Origin of the sequence: Actinophytocola sp. (assembly GCF_045807065.1) — a bacterium.
Lineage (GTDB): Bacteria > Actinomycetota > Actinomycetes > Mycobacteriales > Pseudonocardiaceae > Actinophytocola.
The window spans coordinates 1-15,049 of sequence record NZ_JBJMIE010000554.1 but is presented as its reverse complement, the minus strand read 5'-3'; the positions used below and the strand labels follow the sequence as shown (position 1 = coordinate 15,049).

Here is a 15,049-nt window from a genome sequence, read left to right as displayed (position 1 = left end):
GGGGGGGGGGGGGGGGGGGGGGGGGGGGGGGTGAGCAGCAGCCAGCGGTGGCCGAACGGGTCGACGATGACCGCGCCGCGGCCGTAGGGCTGGTCGGCGGGTTCGCGTTCGACGGCGGCGCCGCGGCGGCGGGCCAGTGCGACGGTGTCGTCGACGTTGGGCACGTCGAGGTGCAGGGAGTGGCTGAAGGTCGTGGGGGAGTCGGGTGCCTGGACGGGGACCTCGGGGTAGAGGTCGGATTTCTCGGCGAACATGAGCACGGCGTCGCCGAGGTCGACTTCCATGTGTCCGATGGTGCCGTCGGAGTCGATGTGCGGTTCGCCGCGTGGCTGGGCGCCGAGCACCTCGGTGTACCAGTCGAGTGCGGCTCGCGCGTCGGCGACGACGATGTAGGGGGTGAGGGTGGGTGGCCAGGCGGGGGCGCGGCGGGTGGCGGGTTGGGTTGTCGGTTGGGTTGTCATGGTGTCTTCCTGGTTGAGCACGGCGCGGGTCAGGCGTTCCCGTAGCCGTGCGGCGAACAGCGGGTCCGGTGTCGCCGGGACGACCGGCTCCCGCAACGCGTCGAACGGATCGGTCACGACGAGCCCTCCTCCCGGTAGCAGCGGCGGAACGCGGCGCGGGCGCGTACGAGCAGCGCCTCGGTGGCGTGGACGGTTCGGCCGAGGTGGTCGGCGACCTCGGGCACGGGCAGCCCGTCGAGGTAGCGCAGGGTGAGTGCGGCGCGGTGGTGGGGGCCGAGGGTGTCGAGCACGGTGTGGGCGCGGATCGCGTCGATGGTGTCGTCCCACGGGTCCTCGGCCTCGGCGTCTGCGTCGAGCAGCCGCAGGCCGCGTTCTTCGCGGGCCTGGCGGCGCCAGTGGTCGGCGAGCTTGTGGCGGGCGACGCCGATGAGCCAGCCGACCGAGGGTGGTGGTGGTGCGGGTCGGCGGGCGGCGGTGACGGCGGCGAGGAACGTCTCCGCGGTGAGGTCCTCGGCCAGGGTCGCGTCCCGGCAGCGCGCCAGCAGGTAGCCGTAGACGTGCGGTAACGCCTCGTCGTACAGCTCCAGCAGCCCGAGCGCCGGATCCGGCGCCACGCCTTCCATGTCCTCATAGTCGTCCGGGACACGCCTTGTCCGACGCCCGGGTTTCGGGTGGGGTTGTCGATAGGGTGTCTGTTCGTGCGATCGGAGAGCTACGGCGACATCCTGGCGCGGGGTAAGGCGCGGAAGACGGTGCCGGAGGTGGTGGCCGAGCCGGGTCTTGTGGTGGAGGACCCGGCCAGCGGTTTCTGCGGCGCGGTGGTGCGGTTCGAGCAGGGCGACGTGGTGTTGGAGGACCGGCGCGGTCGTCACCGCGTGTTCCCGCTGACCCCGGCCGGGTTCCTCGTGGACGGCGTGGCGGTGACCCTGGTCCGGCCGGCGCGGGCGGCCGCGCCGAAGCGGGTGGTGTCGGCGTCGGGGTCGGTGCGGGTCGAGGGGGTGCGGGCACGGACGGCGCGCGACAGCCGGTTGTGGGTGGAGGGCATCCACGACGCGGAGCTGGTGGAGCGGGTGTGGGGGCACGACCTGCGGGTGGAGGGCGTGGTCGTGGAGCCGTTGCACGGGATCGACGATCTTTCGGCGCGGGTCGCCGAGTTCGGTACGGCCGCCCACCGGCGGCTGGGGGTGCTGGTCGACCACCTGGTCGCGGGCAGCAAGGAGTCGCGGATCGTCGACGCGGTGGGTGATGCGAACGTGCTGGTCACGGGTCACCCGTATGTGGATGTGTGGCAGGCGGTGAAGCCGGCCGCGGTGGGTATCGGGGCGTGGCCGTCGGTGCCGCGTGGTACGCCGTGGAAGGAGGGCATCTGCGCGGCGTTGGGGTGGGGTGAGCCGGCGGAGGGGTGGCGGCGGGTGCTGGCCGGTGTGCGCAGCTACCGGGATCTGGAGACGCCGTTGATCGGCGCGGTGGAGCGACTCATCGATTTCGTTACTACCGGTGGGGAGTAGTGCTAGAACCGTCACATGGTGAGATCATTGCCGTATGGCGGCATTGTTCTGGCTCATCGGCGGAATCGTGCTGATCGCTGCCGAGATGTTGTCCGGGGATTTCTTCCTCCTCATGGTGGGGGTGGGTGCGCTCGCGGGCGCCGGCGCGGAAGCGCTTTTCGCGAACGCGGTAGCCAGCGTCGCGGTGTTCGCGGTGGTGTCCATCGGGTTGGTGACGATCGCCCGGCCTCACCTCAAGCACCGCCTGCATCCGGCGATCACGCACACGAACGTGGACAAGCTGATCGGCCGCAGGGCGGTGGCGGTGTCGGCCGTCGACGTCCAGGGCGGGCAGGTCCGGCTCGACGGGGACGTGTGGTCGGCGCGCGCGTTGGACGACGGGCACGCGATCGAGCCGGGGCAGTCGGTGACGGTCGTGGAGATCGCGGGTGCGACGGCCGTCGTGCTGGCGGACTTGGACTGAGGGTGTCGTGGCCGGTGCGGCGGGTGGCGGCGTCCAAACTTCTGGTTGGACGCGATGCCGAGATGTCCCAGTTCGGGGGCTTGTTGTGGTCTACTTCCTGAACGCCGGCCAGGAAGCGCCGTCCGGAGTGGAGGCACGTTGACCATTCTCATCGTCGTCGTGATCGTGATCCTGTTCGTCATCACGGTCGTGGTGAAGTCGATCCTCGTGATCCCGCAGGCCCAGTCCGCGGTGATCGAGCGGCTCGGCAGGTTCCGGTCGGTCGCCGAGCCGGGGCTCAACGTCCTGGTGCCCTTCCTCGACCGGGTGCGTGCCCGCATCGACCGCCGTGAGCAGGTGGTGTCGTTCCCGCCGCAGCCGGTGATCACCCAGGACAACCTGACGGTGTCGATCGACACGGTGGTGTACTTCCAGGTCACGAACCCGCGGGACGCGGTGTACGAGATCTCCGACTACATCGTGGGTGTCGAGCAGCTCACCACCACCACGTTGCGCAACGTGGTGGGTGGCATGAGCCTGGAGGAGACGCTGACCTCGCGTGACTCCATCAACGGTCAGCTGCGTGGTGTGCTGGACGAGGCGACCGGCCGGTGGGGCATCCGGGTGGCGCGGGTGGAGCTGAAGGCCATCGACCCGCCGCTGTCCATTCAGGACTCGATGGAGAAGCAGATGCGCGCGGACCGGGAGAAGCGCGCGATGATCCTGACCGCGGAAGGTACCCGCGAGGCGGCGATCAAGACGGCGGAGGGCCAGAAGCAGAGCCAGATCCTGGCCGCGGAGGGCGCCAAGCAGGCGGCGATCCTCGCGTCGGAGGGTGAGCGGCAGTCGCGGATCCTGCGTGCGCAGGGTGAACGCGCGGCGCGTTACCTGCAGGCGCAGGGCCAGGCCAAGGCCATCGAGAAGGTGTTCGACGCGATCAAGGCGGGCAAGCCGACGCCGGAGGTGCTGGCCTACCAGTACCTGCAGACGCTGCCGCAGATGGCGCAGGGCGACGCCAACAAGGTGTGGATGTTGCCCAACGACTTCGGCAAGGCGCTCGAGGGGTTCGCCCGGCAGTTGGGTGCGCCCGGCGACGACGGGGTGTTCCGGTACGAGCCCCCGGCCTATGAGCCGCCGCAGCGCCGCGATGACGACGAGGAGGACATCGCGAGCTGGTTCGACACCTCCACCGACCCGAAGGTGGCCGAGGCCGTGCGCGCGGCGGAAGCCGTTGCGCGCCAGGAGGTTCCCGGTCCGTTGGCGACCTCGTCGACGCGGCCGGCGATCGGTGTGACCCCGGAGGTGGCGCCGGAGATCGCGCCCCCGCCTCCGCAGGGCTACGAGCAGCCGAGCCCCTACCAGCGGCCGGCCTACGAGCAGCCGCCGCCACCGCACCCGGGTCTGGGCCCGCAGCGGCCGCCGGTCCGGTCGAACGAGTCGACGGAACTGTCCGACGATCCCCGTTTTCAGTGAGCCTCTCGCGGTGGCCCCGGATTCCGTCGAGTCCGGGGCCACCGCTTTGTTTTCCACTCTGGATTGACGCCGGTCCGCTGTGGAGAAATGCCGGTGCGGGAATTCTTCGTTCGCGGTGAGCGGAAATCCGTTATGGACCGCCGGTGGGGTGGGCCATAGTGGCCCGGTGACTCAGTTACGACTCGATGGTGCGGTGCTGCTTCCCGACGGGGTGTGGGTGCGTGGCAGAGGGTTGCGCAACCCCGCGCCCGCGGGCCCCGACCCGGAGTACGGCCTCTATCTGGGTTCGGCGCGGCTGCGGGCGCGGCACAGCGTGGCCTGGCCGCACGAGTGGCTCGACTGGCCGGACTTCCGGCTGCCCCGCGACACCGCGCTGGCCGTGGCGGGTATCCGCGACCTGCACCGGCGTGGCCTGGACGGGCAGCGGGTCGAGGTGGCGTGCGGTGGCGGCATCGGACGCACCGGGACGGTGATCTCGGCGCTGGCCGTGCTCGCCGGCGTGCCCGTGGCCGACGCCGTTGCCTGGGCCCGCGCCCACTACCACCCGCGTGCGGTCGAGACGCCGTGGCAGCGGCGCTGGGTCACGACCACGTTCGCAGGCTGACCACGTCCAACGTCACCGCCGGCTGCGGGGCCTTGCCGCAGGCGGCCGGCCGCGGCGGCCCGATGCGTTCGGCGACCGCGACCCGCCAGGCGCGGCCGTCGGTGTGGGTGACCGCCGCCAGCCAGCCGCCCGCGGGCAGCTCCTCGACCGAGGGCACCGCGACCGCGTCCGGGTCCTCGTCGCCGATCGCGGCCCGCACCGCCAGGTCGGCGACCTGGCCCGCCGCCGGCCACGTCGAGCGGCCCCGGCAGTTCGCCAACACCGGACCCCTGGCCAGCAACCGGGCACCCGCCTCGGCGCTCATGCGCCCGTAGGAGTACCCGGTGGGCAGCAGGACCGCGGTGGGCGCGAACCGGTGCCCGCCGATGTGCGTGCACTCCCACACCTGGTCGCCGTGCCCGGGGGCCAGGGCGGCGGCGACCGGCCGGCCACGCAACGCGCAGCACACGTCGCGGCGGCCGTTCGTGCACACCAGCAGCAGCCGATCCGACACAGGTGTGCCGAGAAGACCGGGGGTGCCGGCGCCGGCGCGGGTGAAGTCCAGGTCGAACAGGTGCTTGGGGTTGGTTATCGTCGTGCGTTCCAGCCAGGTGCGGCCGGGTGCGGTGTGGGCGAGGTAGACCGTGCGGGGCACCGGGCGGTGCCGGTCCGGGTGGCTGCCCGGCCGGCGGATCAGCACGATCCGCACCCCCGTGCCCGCGGACAGCGACGCCAGCTCCTTCGCCACCCCGTGGTCGAGGTGGCTCGCGGACAGCGCCTCGGCGCCCCACGGCCCGGGCTGCTCGACCGCCAGCCAGGACCGGGTCACAGCGGACGTGCCCGCCAGTGGTTCGGCGAGCTGTTCGGCCAGCGCTGCGCAGCCGGCGGGGGTGCGGGTGGCGTTCATCGGCTCCAGCGTCTCATGCGGGTACCGCCGAAGGGGTCATGCCCGTGGCGACGACGGGTGAAACCCGCGCGCCCCGCGTCGCCGCCGGTGGGCGTATATGAGCGGAAAACCGGTGACGCCACTGCCTAGGGTGGGGTTCATGCGCCCGAAGGTCCCCTATGCCGATCCCGGTGTGCCGGACGCACGCGGCCCGCTGCGCTACCTGTGGTGGCTGGTGCGGCGCCAGCGGTGGCGGGTGCTGCTCGGCGCCACCCTCGCCACCACCTGGATGGTGCTGCTCATGCTCCCGCCGTACCTGATGGCCCGCGCCATCGACGACGGGCTGCGGGCCCGCGACCTCGGCGCGCTCGGCCTGTGGACGGCGGTGCTGGCCGTGTCCGGCGCGGCCAACGCCGTGATCGGCATCTACCGGCACCGCACCATGACCTTCATCCGCAACGACGCCGGCTACCGCACCGTGCAGGTCGTGGTCCGGCACGCGGTCGCGGTGGGCGCCGAGCTGCCCCGCAGGGTCACCGCCGGCGAGGTGGTCAGCATCGGCGCCGCCGACCTCGACCGCATCTCCCGCACCATGACCTCCACCGGCCCCGGCGTCGGCGCGATCGTCACCTACGCCGCGGTCGCCGTGCTGCTCGTGTCGATCTCCCCGCTGCTGGCCACCGTGGTGCTGCTGGGGGTGCCGCTGTTCGTGATCTCGATCGGGCCCCTGCTCAACCGGCTGCGCCGCACCGAGACCACCTACCGTGAGCACCAGGGCGCGTTGACCGCCCGCGCGGGTGACATCGTCGCCGGGCTGCGGGTGCTGTGCGGGATCGGAGGCAAGGACCTGTTCGCGTCCCGGTACCGGCGCGGGTCGCAGGACCTGCGGGCCGAGGGCTACCGGGTGGGCGCGGTCGCCAGCTGGATCGAAGGGCTCGGCGTCGGGCTGCCCAGCCTGTTCCTCGCCGCCGTCACCTGGCTCGCCGCGCGCATGACCGCCGCCGGAGAGATCACCGTCGGGCAGATGGTCGCCGTGTACGGGTACGTCGCGGTCCTCGCCACCCCGGTGTACTTCCTCATCGAGGGCGCCCAGGACATCAGCCGCGGGCTCGTCGCCGCCCGCCGGGTCACCACCGTGCTCAACCTGGCGCCCGCCGTCGAGGACAGCCCCACCGTGGCTGCACCGCGCGGACCCGCCGAGCTGCACGACCCCGCAAGCGGGTTGACCGTGCGGCCCGGTGAGCTGCTCGCGGTCGCGGCCGCCGTACCCGCCGACGCCACCGACCTGGTCGACCGGCTCGGCCGGTACACCGACTCGGCCGTCACCTGGGGCGGGGTGCCCCTGTCGGGCATGCCGCTGGCCGACGTGCGGGCGCGGATCCTCGTCGCCGACAACGACGCCTACCTGTTCGCCGGAACGCTGCGGGAGGCGGTGTCCGCCCACGACCACCACACCGACGCGGCGCTGCGGGCCGCGATCCACGTCGCGATGGCCGAGGACGTCGTCGCCGCGCTGCCCGCCGGCACCGGCTCCTTCCTCGAGGCGCAGGGGCGGTCGGTGTCCGGCGGGCAGCGCCAGCGGCTGCGGCTGGTGCGCGCGCTGCTGGCCGACCCGGAGGTGCTGCTGCTCGTGGAGCCGACCTCGGCCGTGGACGCGCACACCGAGTCCGTCATCGCGCGACGCCTCGCCGACGCCCGCGCAGGCCGTACGACCGTACTGGTCGCCACGTCGCCGCTGCTGCTCGACCGCGCCGACCGCGTCGCCTACCTGGTCGCCGGGCGGGTCGTGGCGACCGGCAGCCACGCCGACCTGCTCGCCACCCAGCCCGGCTACCGGGCGCTGGCCTTCCGGGGAAGTGAGGAAGAACTTGTCCACGACCAGGCACCATGACTGACCAGCGTGTCGACGGGTGGCGGCTGCCGGTGGCCGACGCGCGCGGGGTGCGGCGCGCCGGCTGGGAGATCATCCGCGTCGACCGGGGCGCGGCGGCGCTGGTCGCGGCGTCGACGTGCCTGTCCTCGCTCGCCGGGCTCGGTGCGCCGTGGCTCATCGGCCGGATCGTCGACCGCGTCCAGGCCGGCACCTCCGACACGGCCGTCATCGACCTGCTGGCCGTCGCGATCGTGGCGTTCGCGGTGGCGCACATGGTGCTCACCCGGTTCGCCCGCTACTTCGCCTACCGGTTCGCCGAGCGGTCGCTGGCGCGGCTGCGGGAGGAGTTCGTCGACCGCACCCTCGCGCTGCCGACGTCGGTGGTCGAACGTGCCGGTGCCGGTGACCTGATGTCGCGCACCACCGCCGACATCGCCACCATCGGCGGCGCGCTGCGGGACGCGGTGCCCGCGGTGTTCATGGGGGTCCTGCAGGCGACGTTCATGGTCGGCGCCATCCTCCTGGTCAGCCCGCCGCTGGCGCTGTGCGCGCTGCTGGGGATCGCGACCCTGTGGCTGCCCGGCCGCTGGTACCTGCGGCGCGCCCGGCACGCCTACCTCGCCGAGGGCACCGCCACCTCCGACCTGTCCGAGTCGATCGCCGCGACCGTCGACGGCGCCCGCACCATCGAGGCGTTCGACCTGCGGGAGCACCGCGTCGCGGACGCCGACGCACGCGTCGGCGAGGGCTTGCGGACCCGCCTGCGGACGCTGTACCTGCGGTGCGTGCTGTTCCCGTGGGTGGACTTCTCCAGCATCGCCGCCACCGTCACCGTCCTGTTCGCCGGCGGCCTGCTGTACACCGCTGACCTGGTGAGCCTCGGCGCGGTGGTCACCTCCGCGCTGTACGCGATGCAGCTGGTCGACCCCATCAACCGGGTGCTCATGTGGATCGAGCAGGTGCAGCGCAGCGCCGCGTCGCTGGCCAGGGTCAAGGGCGTCGGCGAGGTCGAACCGGCGCCCGTCGGCACCGCGCACCCGCGGGACGACCGGCTCGAGGTCCGCGGCGTCCACTACGCCTACAGCGGCGACCGGGACGTGCTGCACGGCGTGGACCTGTCCGTGCGGCCGGGGGAGCGGCTCGCGATCGTCGGCCCGTCCGGCGCCGGCAAGTCCACGCTCGGCCGGCTGCTCGCCGGGGTGGACGTGCCCAGGACCGGTCACATCACCGTCGGCGGCGCGCCGGTCGCGTTGCTGCCACCCGAGGAGCTGCGGCGCCGGATCGTGCTGGTCACCCAGGAACACCACGTGTTCCTCGGCACCGTGCGGGACAACCTGGCGATCGCCGCACCGGACGCGGACGACGAACGGATACTCGCCGCGCTCGCCGCCGTCGACGCGACCTGGGTGCGGGACCTGCCCGACGGGCTGAACACCGCGCTGGGCGCCAACGCCCGCACGCTCGACGCGCCACAGGCCCAGCAGCTCGCGCTGGCCCGCGTGGTGCTGGCCGACCCGCACACCGTCATCCTCGACGAGGCGACCGCCCTGCTCGACCCGGCCACCGCCCGCCACGCCGAACGGGCGATGGCCGCGGTCCTCGCCGGCCGCACCGTCATCGCGATCGCCCACCGCCTGCACACCGCCCACTACGCCGACCGCGTGGCCGTCATGGCCGGCGGCCGCATCACCGAACTGGGCACCCACGACACCCTCGTCACCCAGGCCGGCGAGTACGCGGCCCTCTGGCACCACTGGCACGGCTGACCTCCCCCGAAATCCTCCTGCGGGTCCCATCCCGACGGCTGTGCGGTGGGCCAGGCGGATCGTCGCTGGCTGCCGTCACCGGCGTACCGCAGGAGCGCGGTGCTCCGGCCCAACTCCGGATGACAGCCTTCGCTACCTGCGCTACCGTTAACTCCCTTGATCAACAATCAGCACGTCCGGGTCGACATATCGCTATGTCGTCATGTCGGTGCGCGCCGCGCGGAGCCAGGTCAGGTAGTCGGCGACCGCACGCTCGGTGTCGTAGGCGGGGCGGAAACCCGTGTCCCGCACGAGGCGGGTCGTGTCCAGCCAGAGCGGGCGACCCGAACCGCCGGTCGGCAGATCGACCCGGGCGTCCGGGACCACGGCCCTGATCGCGGCGACGATCTCCGCGTTGGTGGTCGCCCGCCCCGAGGAGACGTTGTAGGTGCGGTGGCTGAGCGAGTCCGCGAGCTGCAGCGACGCGATGGCGCGGCCGCAGTCCTTGCCGTAGCACAGGTCGATCGCGTCCTCGGCGTGCGCGGGCGAGTACAGCGCCGTCAGGTCCGGTCGCGTGCCGAACGCGGCCGCGTGCACGAGCGCCGGCGCCGCGATGAACGGCGACGCCACCCGCCCGTGCGGGCCCCAGATCGCGCCGATGCGGTAGTTGACGATCTCCACGTCCAGCGCGCCGGACAGGTGGTCCACGAGCAGCTCACCGATCTTCTTGAACGCCGGGATCACGTGCCCCGAGGTCATCGGCAGCGGCACGTCCTCATACAGCGGGCCCTCCTCGGCCACCCCGCCGTACACCCCGATCGTGCTGGCGACCCCCAGCCGCGACACACCCCACGCGGCCGCCGCCTGGACGACGTTGAGCAGGCTCGCGAGCGCCTCCCGCGCGCCGTCGAGCGGCTCGTGGGCACCCGGTGGCCACGGCACCGACCCCGCCAGGTGCACGATGCCGGTGATCTCGTGGCGCTCGCCCACGGCCAGTAGCGCCGCCAGGTCACCGAGATCGACCTGCTCGATCGCGACCCGCTCCCCGGCGAGGTCCGGCGGCACCTCGGGTGTCCGCCGCTGAAGCAATACACATGACTCGCCGAGGTCCAGCAACGCGCGGACCGTGTGCCGGCCGATGAACCCCAGACCCCCGGTAACCAGAATCATCACTACTCCTGTCGCAGCCCTGATCATCAGTGTTACTGACGATCAGCCTAGCGTTAGGATCGGTGGGTGTCGAGGAACGACGGACCAGGCCCCGAAGTGAGCGCGCGGTTGGGCTACCTGCTCAAGCACGCCCAGCTCCGCATGAACGAGCTGAGCACCCGCGCGCTCGCGTCCCTGGGCGTCAACGGGCGAGAACTGGCCGTCCTGCTCGTCCTCGCCGGCGACGAACCCGCGTCCCAGCAGCAGGCCGCCCAGCGGCTCGGCGTCGACCGCACGACGATGGTCGCGCTCCTCGACACACTCGAGGACAAGGGCCTGGTGTCCCGCCACCCCCACGCCGAGGACCGGCGCCGCAACGTGGTCGAGCTGACCGCCGCCGGTCAGGACGTGCTCGAACGGGGAACCAGGGCGAGCGACGAGGCCGAACGCGAGTTCCTGGCGCCGCTGGACCCGCAGACCGCCCGGCAGTTGCGCGCCGCGCTGCGGACACTCGTGAACCAGCCCCCGCCGCGTTCAGGCCGGGCCGGCGAGGCCGTGCAGTAGCAGCGACGTGAGGGTGTCCACGATCTCCTCGTCGCTGTAGGGGATGCCCTCCGCCGTCAGTACGGCGTAGCCGAGCAGGCCCATCATCGCGCCGATCGCCGCGGCCACGAGCGTGGGGTCGCCCGGCACCGCGTCGCCCCGGTCGCGTAGGTACTGCAGGTGGTGGCGGAACTCCACGGTCTGCTCGGTGAGCGACTGCCACGCCCGGCCGCGGCCCGGGTCCTCGGCGATCATCGCCTGCGTCTGCGCCACCACGACCGGCAGGTGCGTGCGGAACATCCGCCAGCCCACCGCCAGGTGGTCGCGCAGCTGGGCCCGGTCGGTCAGGTCGTGGTCGGCCGGGTGCTCCCAGCTCTCCAGCTCCTCGTCGGCGGAGTCCTCCAGGTCGCGCATCAACGCCTGGAGCAGGGCCTCCTTGCTGGGGAAGTGGTCGTAGAACGAGCCGGTCGCCCGGCCGGCCTCCGCGGTGATGTCGGTGATCTTCGTGTTCAGGTAGCCGCGGACGGCCTCGGCGGGTTCGTCAGCCTCGCCACCAACGGGTTGCGGGCGCTCGACGCGGTCGGCCTCCAGGACGCGGTACGGGCGTATGGCATCGACGTCCCGCTCCAACGGATGTGGTCCAGCCGCGGCACCCTGCTGGGGGAGAACCCCCGCGGTCGCAGGTCAACCGACCGCGAACACAGCATCACGATCCGGCGCGCCGACCTCGTGTCCGTGCTGCGCGACGCCGCCACCGACGACGGCGCACGCGTGGTCACGGGGGAGCGGGTCACCGACGCCGCATGCGAGGGCGACCGCGTCCGGATCACCCTCGCATGCGGCACCACGGTCGACTCGGACCTGCTCGTCGGCGCCGACGGCATCTGGTCGACCACCCGCGCCGTCCTCGACGCCGACGCACCCCGTCCCGGCTACGCCGGCATCCGTCACGTCTTCGGCACCAGCGCCGCCCCCACCCCGCCCGGCGTGTTCAACATGATCATGGGACGCGGGGGAGCGTTCGCCTACCTCGACGGCGGCGGCGCCACCTGGTGGGCGGCGCAGGTCATCGACCCGACCCGGACGCACCGCTGGACCTCGCCATGCTGCGCGACCGGTACCGCCACGAGGAGCAGGCGCTGGCCGTCCTGGAACACGCCACCGACCCGCGACCGCCGACCCGCGACCACGTCCTCGCGCTCGTACCCATCTGGCACGACGACCGGACCGTGCTCATCGGCGACGCCGCGCACCCCGTCGGCGCCGGCCAGGGCGCGTCCATGGCCATCGAGGACGCCATCGTGCTCGCGCAGCGGCTCGCCACCGACCCGGTGCCCGCCGCGCTCGCCGCCTACGACGAGGCCCGCAGGCCGCGCGTCAACAGGATGCTCAAGGCCGGCGCCGACAACCGCGCCCGCAAGAAGGCCGCCAACCCGGTGCGGCGCCGCCTCACCGACACCGTCATGTCCTTCGGCCTCAAGCACTTCTACGACAAGGCCACCGGCTGGCTCTACAACTACGACGTGGGGGAGCTGCCCGTCACCGCGTAACGCGCCACCAGCTCCGCGCCCAGCCGCGCCAGCTCGGCACGGACCTCGGGGGAGTCCGCCACCTCCAGCAGCGCGCCCCACCCCGCCAGCGGCTGGGCGATCATGAGGGGAGTGGGCGCGGACAGCCGGACCCGCACCCGGCCGTCGTCCAGGGTGTCGAGCACCACGCAGTGCCGCCCGAACTGGTCGCGCAGCACGAACACGTGCCGGGCGGCCACCAGCACGGTCGCCGAGACACCCGACCTGTGTTCCTCGACCTCGGCGACCACCCGGTCCCACGCCGTCGCGAGGTCGAACCCGGCGGGCCGCGGGAACGTCCGCGCCGTCAGCTCGACACCGGCGACACGGTCGACCCGAAACGTCCGCTGACCGGCGTCGGTGCCGGCGACCAGGTACCAGACGTCGTCCTTGTCCACGAGCCCCCACGGATCGACCACCCGCGTGGTCGGCTCCCGGCCCCGGCTCGCGTAGGAGAAACGCACCGTCCGCCGCCGCACCACCGCCCGCTCCAGCAGCTCCACCACCGGCGACCGCGGCGCGACCCGCTCACCCCAACCAGCCGGGTCGATCACCACGGCGGTGGCGGCGGCCTCGGCGTCGGCGCGGAAGGTGTCCGGGAGGGCACGGACCAGCTTGCGCAGCGCGGCCTTCGCCTCCGGCGCCACCGCCGCGGCCGGGCCCACCAGCAGGAACAACGCGTGGGCCTCGGCGGCGGTCAACCCGGACAGGTCGGTGCGGGCACCACCCACCAGGGACCAGCCGCCACCACGCCCCGGCTGCGGGTACACCGGGATACCGGCCGCCGACAACGCCTCGAGGTCCCGGCGCGCGGTGGCCACCGACACCTCCAGCTCGGCGGCGACCTGTCTGGCGGTCACCCGGCCCCGCGTCTGCATGAACAGGAGGGTCGCCACAAGACGATCGGCACGCATACCGGGGGATTCTGCCCGCCAAAGTGCTCGTTCGGTGAGCACTTTGACCCGGACAGTGGTCTCCGAACACACCACCAGGGAAGGGACCACCGACATGTTCCGCGGGTTCGCCACCATCAACTACTTCGCCGACGACCTGACCGCCGCCGAGGCCTGGTACACCGAGGTCCTGGGCACCGAGCCGTACTTCCGCCGCGACGTGGACGGCCGGCCCGCGTACGTCGAGTACCGCATCGGGGACTACCAGGCCGAGCTGGGCATCATCGACAGCCGGTACGCCCCGCACGGCACGTCCGGCGGCGCGGTCATGAACTGGCACGTCGACGACCTCGAGGCGACGTTCGCGCGGCTGCTCTCACTGGGTGCGACACCACTGCAGGGCATCACACCGCGCGGGGAGGGCTTCGTCACCGCGGTGGTCGCCGACCCGTTCGGCAACGCCATCGGCGTCATGACCAACCCGCACTACCTGGAGGTGCTCTCCCGTCTTACTTAACATAATGTAGATTATCGAACTTTCGGGGAGCGGGGTCGATCAGGGCTGGAACACGCGCTGACCAGGTGCGTGACGCGCGCTGTCGGTGGGGTCGGCTACAACTCCTGGGGTGAGCACCATCGAGACCACCGGTGTGGGCGCGCAGCTGCGGCGGTGGCGGCGCGTTCGTCGGGTCAGCCAGCTGGAACTGGCGTCCCTGGCCGGCACGACGCAACGCCACGTCAGCTTCATCGAGAGCGGCCGTTCCCGACCCGGTCGGGAGATCGTGCTGCGGCTGGCCGAGTCGCTGGGCCTGTCGCTGCGGGAACGCAACGACCTGCTCGCCGCCGCCGGGTACGCGCCCGTGTTCGCCGAGTCCGGGTACGACGAGGCGGTGCTGCGGCCGGTGCGCGCCGCCATCGAGCAGGTCCTCGACGGGCACCTGCCGTACCCGGCGGTCGTCGTCGCGCCGTACGGGCGGGTGGTGGCCGCCAACGACGCGGTCGGTGTGTTCTTCGACGGTGTCTCGCCGGGGTTGCTCGAGCCGCCGGTGAACCTGCTGCGGGTGATGCTGCACCCGGACGGGTTGGCGCCGCGGGTGGCGAACCTGGCCGAGTGGGGCCGCCACGTCGTGGAGAACCTGCGGGCGCGGGCGCGACGCAGCCCGGACCCGCGGCTGGACGCGTTCGTGGCCGAGCTGGCCGGGTACGTGCCGGCGGCGCCGGTCGGACCCGAGCACCTGGGGTTCTCGGTGCCGATGCGGCTTGCCACGGCGCTCGGCGAGCTACGCCTGATCACCACGTTGACGTCGTTCGCGACGGCCACCGACGTCACGCTCGCCGAGCTGGTGCTGGAGGCGTTCCTGCCCGCCGACGAGGACAGCGCGGAGCTGCTGCGCCGGCACCGGCGTGCTCCCCTGCCGCTCCCCTGACCCCGAACACTGTTTCGTCACGTGACGATATGGTCGGGGTCAGGCAGGTCACGCGGCCTGTGCCGTCGCGGCCTCGACGAGCACCCGTTCCACCCTCGCGATCAGCGACTGCCTGCGAAGGCACCACACCCGGAACGCGCGACGGTCCCCGTTGTCCAGCGCCGCGTCGATCTGGGCGTCGGTGTTGACGATGCAGATCTGCAGTCCACTGATCTCCGCCACGGGATTCGAATCGGACATTGCGCACCACCACCCACGGAAGGATCTTCCCGACCCCGACAGGTCGTTCCCTATGTGTACCGGGTCCCGCTTGTGCATTGGTCGAGCACTTCAGGGAGTGTTCTCGGAAATCTCCCCGAGCCCGGACCCGTTGACCTCCACGTCTATGCCGCCGATGAGACGGGGCCGCCGCATCCAGGTGCCGTGCGGGCGGGCCAGCAGCTCACGCAGCGGCTCCGGTTTGCCGAGATGGAAGCCCTGCGCGACGCGCACCCCGAG

17 protein-coding genes and 1 pseudogene are annotated in these 15,049 nt (G+C 72.5%); 11 read left to right on the top strand and 7 right to left on the bottom strand.

The window, feature by feature from the left end:
• Both ACJ73U_RS32400 and ACJ73U_RS32395 read right to left on the bottom strand, forming a co-directional pair.
• Positions 1–578, bottom strand: a 578-nt coding sequence (locus tag ACJ73U_RS32400; protein WP_407781544.1) for a VOC family protein, incomplete at its 3' end; no start/stop codon positions are given.
• The gene (locus ACJ73U_RS32395) at positions 575–1,084 is read right to left on the bottom strand and encodes an RNA polymerase sigma factor (RefSeq protein ID WP_407781543.1); all 510 of its coding nucleotides are present in this window, start codon (positions 1,082–1,084) and stop codon (positions 575–577) included. The genes ACJ73U_RS32400 and ACJ73U_RS32395, both read right to left, overlap by 4 nt.
• A 75-nt stretch (positions 1,085–1,159) precedes the next feature.
• Between ACJ73U_RS32395 and ACJ73U_RS32390 the strand changes: the two genes are divergently transcribed.
• The 4 genes from ACJ73U_RS32390 to ACJ73U_RS32375 all read left to right on the top strand — a co-directional run bounded on the left by ACJ73U_RS32390 (position 1,160) and on the right by ACJ73U_RS32375 (position 4,488).
• Positions 1,160–1,969 (top strand): DUF3097 domain-containing protein, encoded by an 810-nt coding sequence (locus ACJ73U_RS32390; RefSeq protein WP_407781542.1) that lies wholly within the window; start codon positions 1,160–1,162, stop codon positions 1,967–1,969.
• Positions 1,970–2,003: 34 nt separating this feature from the next.
• Positions 2,004–2,432, top strand: a complete 429-nt coding sequence (locus ACJ73U_RS32385; RefSeq protein WP_407781541.1) for an NfeD family protein — start codon at positions 2,004–2,006, stop codon at positions 2,430–2,432.
• Between the two features lie 138 nt (positions 2,433–2,570).
• Positions 2,571–3,884, top strand: a complete 1,314-nt coding sequence (locus ACJ73U_RS32380) for an SPFH domain-containing protein (RefSeq protein ID WP_407781540.1) — start codon at positions 2,571–2,573, stop codon at positions 3,882–3,884.
• 166 nt (positions 3,885–4,050) lie between these two features.
• Positions 4,051–4,488, top strand: a complete 438-nt coding sequence (locus ACJ73U_RS32375; RefSeq protein WP_407781539.1) for a protein-tyrosine phosphatase family protein — start codon at positions 4,051–4,053, stop codon at positions 4,486–4,488.
• Here the strand turns inward: ACJ73U_RS32375 and ACJ73U_RS32370 are convergent.
• A complete protein-coding gene (locus ACJ73U_RS32370; protein WP_407781538.1) occupies positions 4,466–5,374 on the bottom strand; it encodes a sucrase ferredoxin in 909 nt (302 codons plus the stop codon). The genes ACJ73U_RS32375 and ACJ73U_RS32370 overlap by 23 nt on opposite strands.
• Positions 5,375–5,513: 139 nt before the next feature.
• Here ACJ73U_RS32370 and ACJ73U_RS32365 point away from each other — a divergent pair, with 139 nt between their 5' ends.
• Together ACJ73U_RS32365 and ACJ73U_RS32360 are read left to right on the top strand one after the other, a co-directional pair.
• Positions 5,514–7,244 carry an ABC transporter ATP-binding protein gene (locus tag ACJ73U_RS32365; RefSeq protein WP_407781537.1) on the top strand — a complete coding sequence of 577 codons (1,731 nt, stop codon included), beginning with the start codon at positions 5,514–5,516 and terminating at the stop codon, positions 7,242–7,244.
• Positions 7,241–8,992 (top strand): ABC transporter ATP-binding protein, encoded by a 1,752-nt coding sequence (locus ACJ73U_RS32360; RefSeq protein WP_407781536.1) that lies wholly within the window; start codon positions 7,241–7,243, stop codon positions 8,990–8,992. Before ACJ73U_RS32365 ends, ACJ73U_RS32360 begins: the two co-directional genes overlap by 4 nt.
• Before the next feature lie 192 nt (positions 8,993–9,184).
• Here the strand turns inward: ACJ73U_RS32360 and ACJ73U_RS32355 are convergent, their stop codons facing one another.
• The gene (locus ACJ73U_RS32355; RefSeq protein WP_407781535.1) at positions 9,185–10,141 is read right to left on the bottom strand and encodes an NAD-dependent epimerase/dehydratase family protein; all 957 of its coding nucleotides are present in this window, start codon (positions 10,139–10,141) and stop codon (positions 9,185–9,187) included.
• 66 nt (positions 10,142–10,207) lie between these two features.
• Here ACJ73U_RS32355 and ACJ73U_RS32350 point away from each other — a divergent pair, with 66 nt between their 5' ends.
• The gene (locus ACJ73U_RS32350; protein WP_407781534.1) at positions 10,208–10,684 is read left to right on the top strand and encodes a MarR family winged helix-turn-helix transcriptional regulator; all 477 of its coding nucleotides are present in this window, start codon (positions 10,208–10,210) and stop codon (positions 10,682–10,684) included.
• Here the strand turns inward: ACJ73U_RS32350 and ACJ73U_RS32345 are convergent.
• A complete protein-coding gene (locus ACJ73U_RS32345) occupies positions 10,655–11,293 on the bottom strand; it encodes a TetR/AcrR family transcriptional regulator (RefSeq protein WP_407781533.1) in 639 nt (212 codons plus the stop codon). The genes ACJ73U_RS32350 and ACJ73U_RS32345 overlap by 30 nt on opposite strands.
• Here ACJ73U_RS32345 and ACJ73U_RS32340 point away from each other — a divergent pair.
• A pseudogene (locus ACJ73U_RS32340) lies at positions 11,225–11,572 on the top strand (FAD-dependent oxidoreductase); the annotation flags it as partial. The gene ACJ73U_RS32345 and the pseudogene ACJ73U_RS32340 overlap by 69 nt on opposite strands.
• Before the next feature lie 143 nt (positions 11,573–11,715).
• Positions 11,716–12,213, top strand: coding sequence for an FAD-dependent oxidoreductase (locus ACJ73U_RS32335; protein ID WP_407781532.1), 498 nt, complete (start codon positions 11,716–11,718; stop codon positions 12,211–12,213).
• On the opposite strand, the gene ACJ73U_RS32330 is transcribed toward ACJ73U_RS32335, so the two are convergent.
• Positions 12,180–13,145: a helix-turn-helix transcriptional regulator gene (locus ACJ73U_RS32330; protein ID WP_407781531.1), complete on the bottom strand. Its 966-nt coding sequence runs from the start codon at positions 13,143–13,145 to the stop codon at positions 12,180–12,182. The two genes, ACJ73U_RS32335 and ACJ73U_RS32330, sit on opposite strands and share 34 nt — an antisense overlap.
• Positions 13,146–13,239: 94 nt before the next feature.
• Between ACJ73U_RS32330 and ACJ73U_RS32325 the strand changes: the two genes are divergently transcribed.
• The gene (locus ACJ73U_RS32325; protein ID WP_407781545.1) at positions 13,240–13,641 is read left to right on the top strand and encodes a VOC family protein; all 402 of its coding nucleotides are present in this window, start codon (positions 13,240–13,242) and stop codon (positions 13,639–13,641) included.
• A 109-nt stretch (positions 13,642–13,750) separates the two neighbouring features.
• Complete coding sequence (locus ACJ73U_RS32320; RefSeq protein ID WP_407781530.1) at positions 13,751–14,551, top strand: helix-turn-helix domain-containing protein; 801 nt, start codon at positions 13,751–13,753, stop codon at positions 14,549–14,551.
• Positions 14,552–14,599: 48 nt separating this feature from the next.
• On the opposite strand, the gene ACJ73U_RS32315 is transcribed toward ACJ73U_RS32320, so the two are convergent.
• On the bottom strand, positions 14,600–14,791 hold the full coding sequence (locus ACJ73U_RS32315) for a hypothetical protein (RefSeq protein ID WP_407781529.1): 192 nt from the start codon (positions 14,789–14,791) through the stop codon (positions 14,600–14,602).
• Positions 14,792–15,049 lie beyond the last annotated feature (258 nt).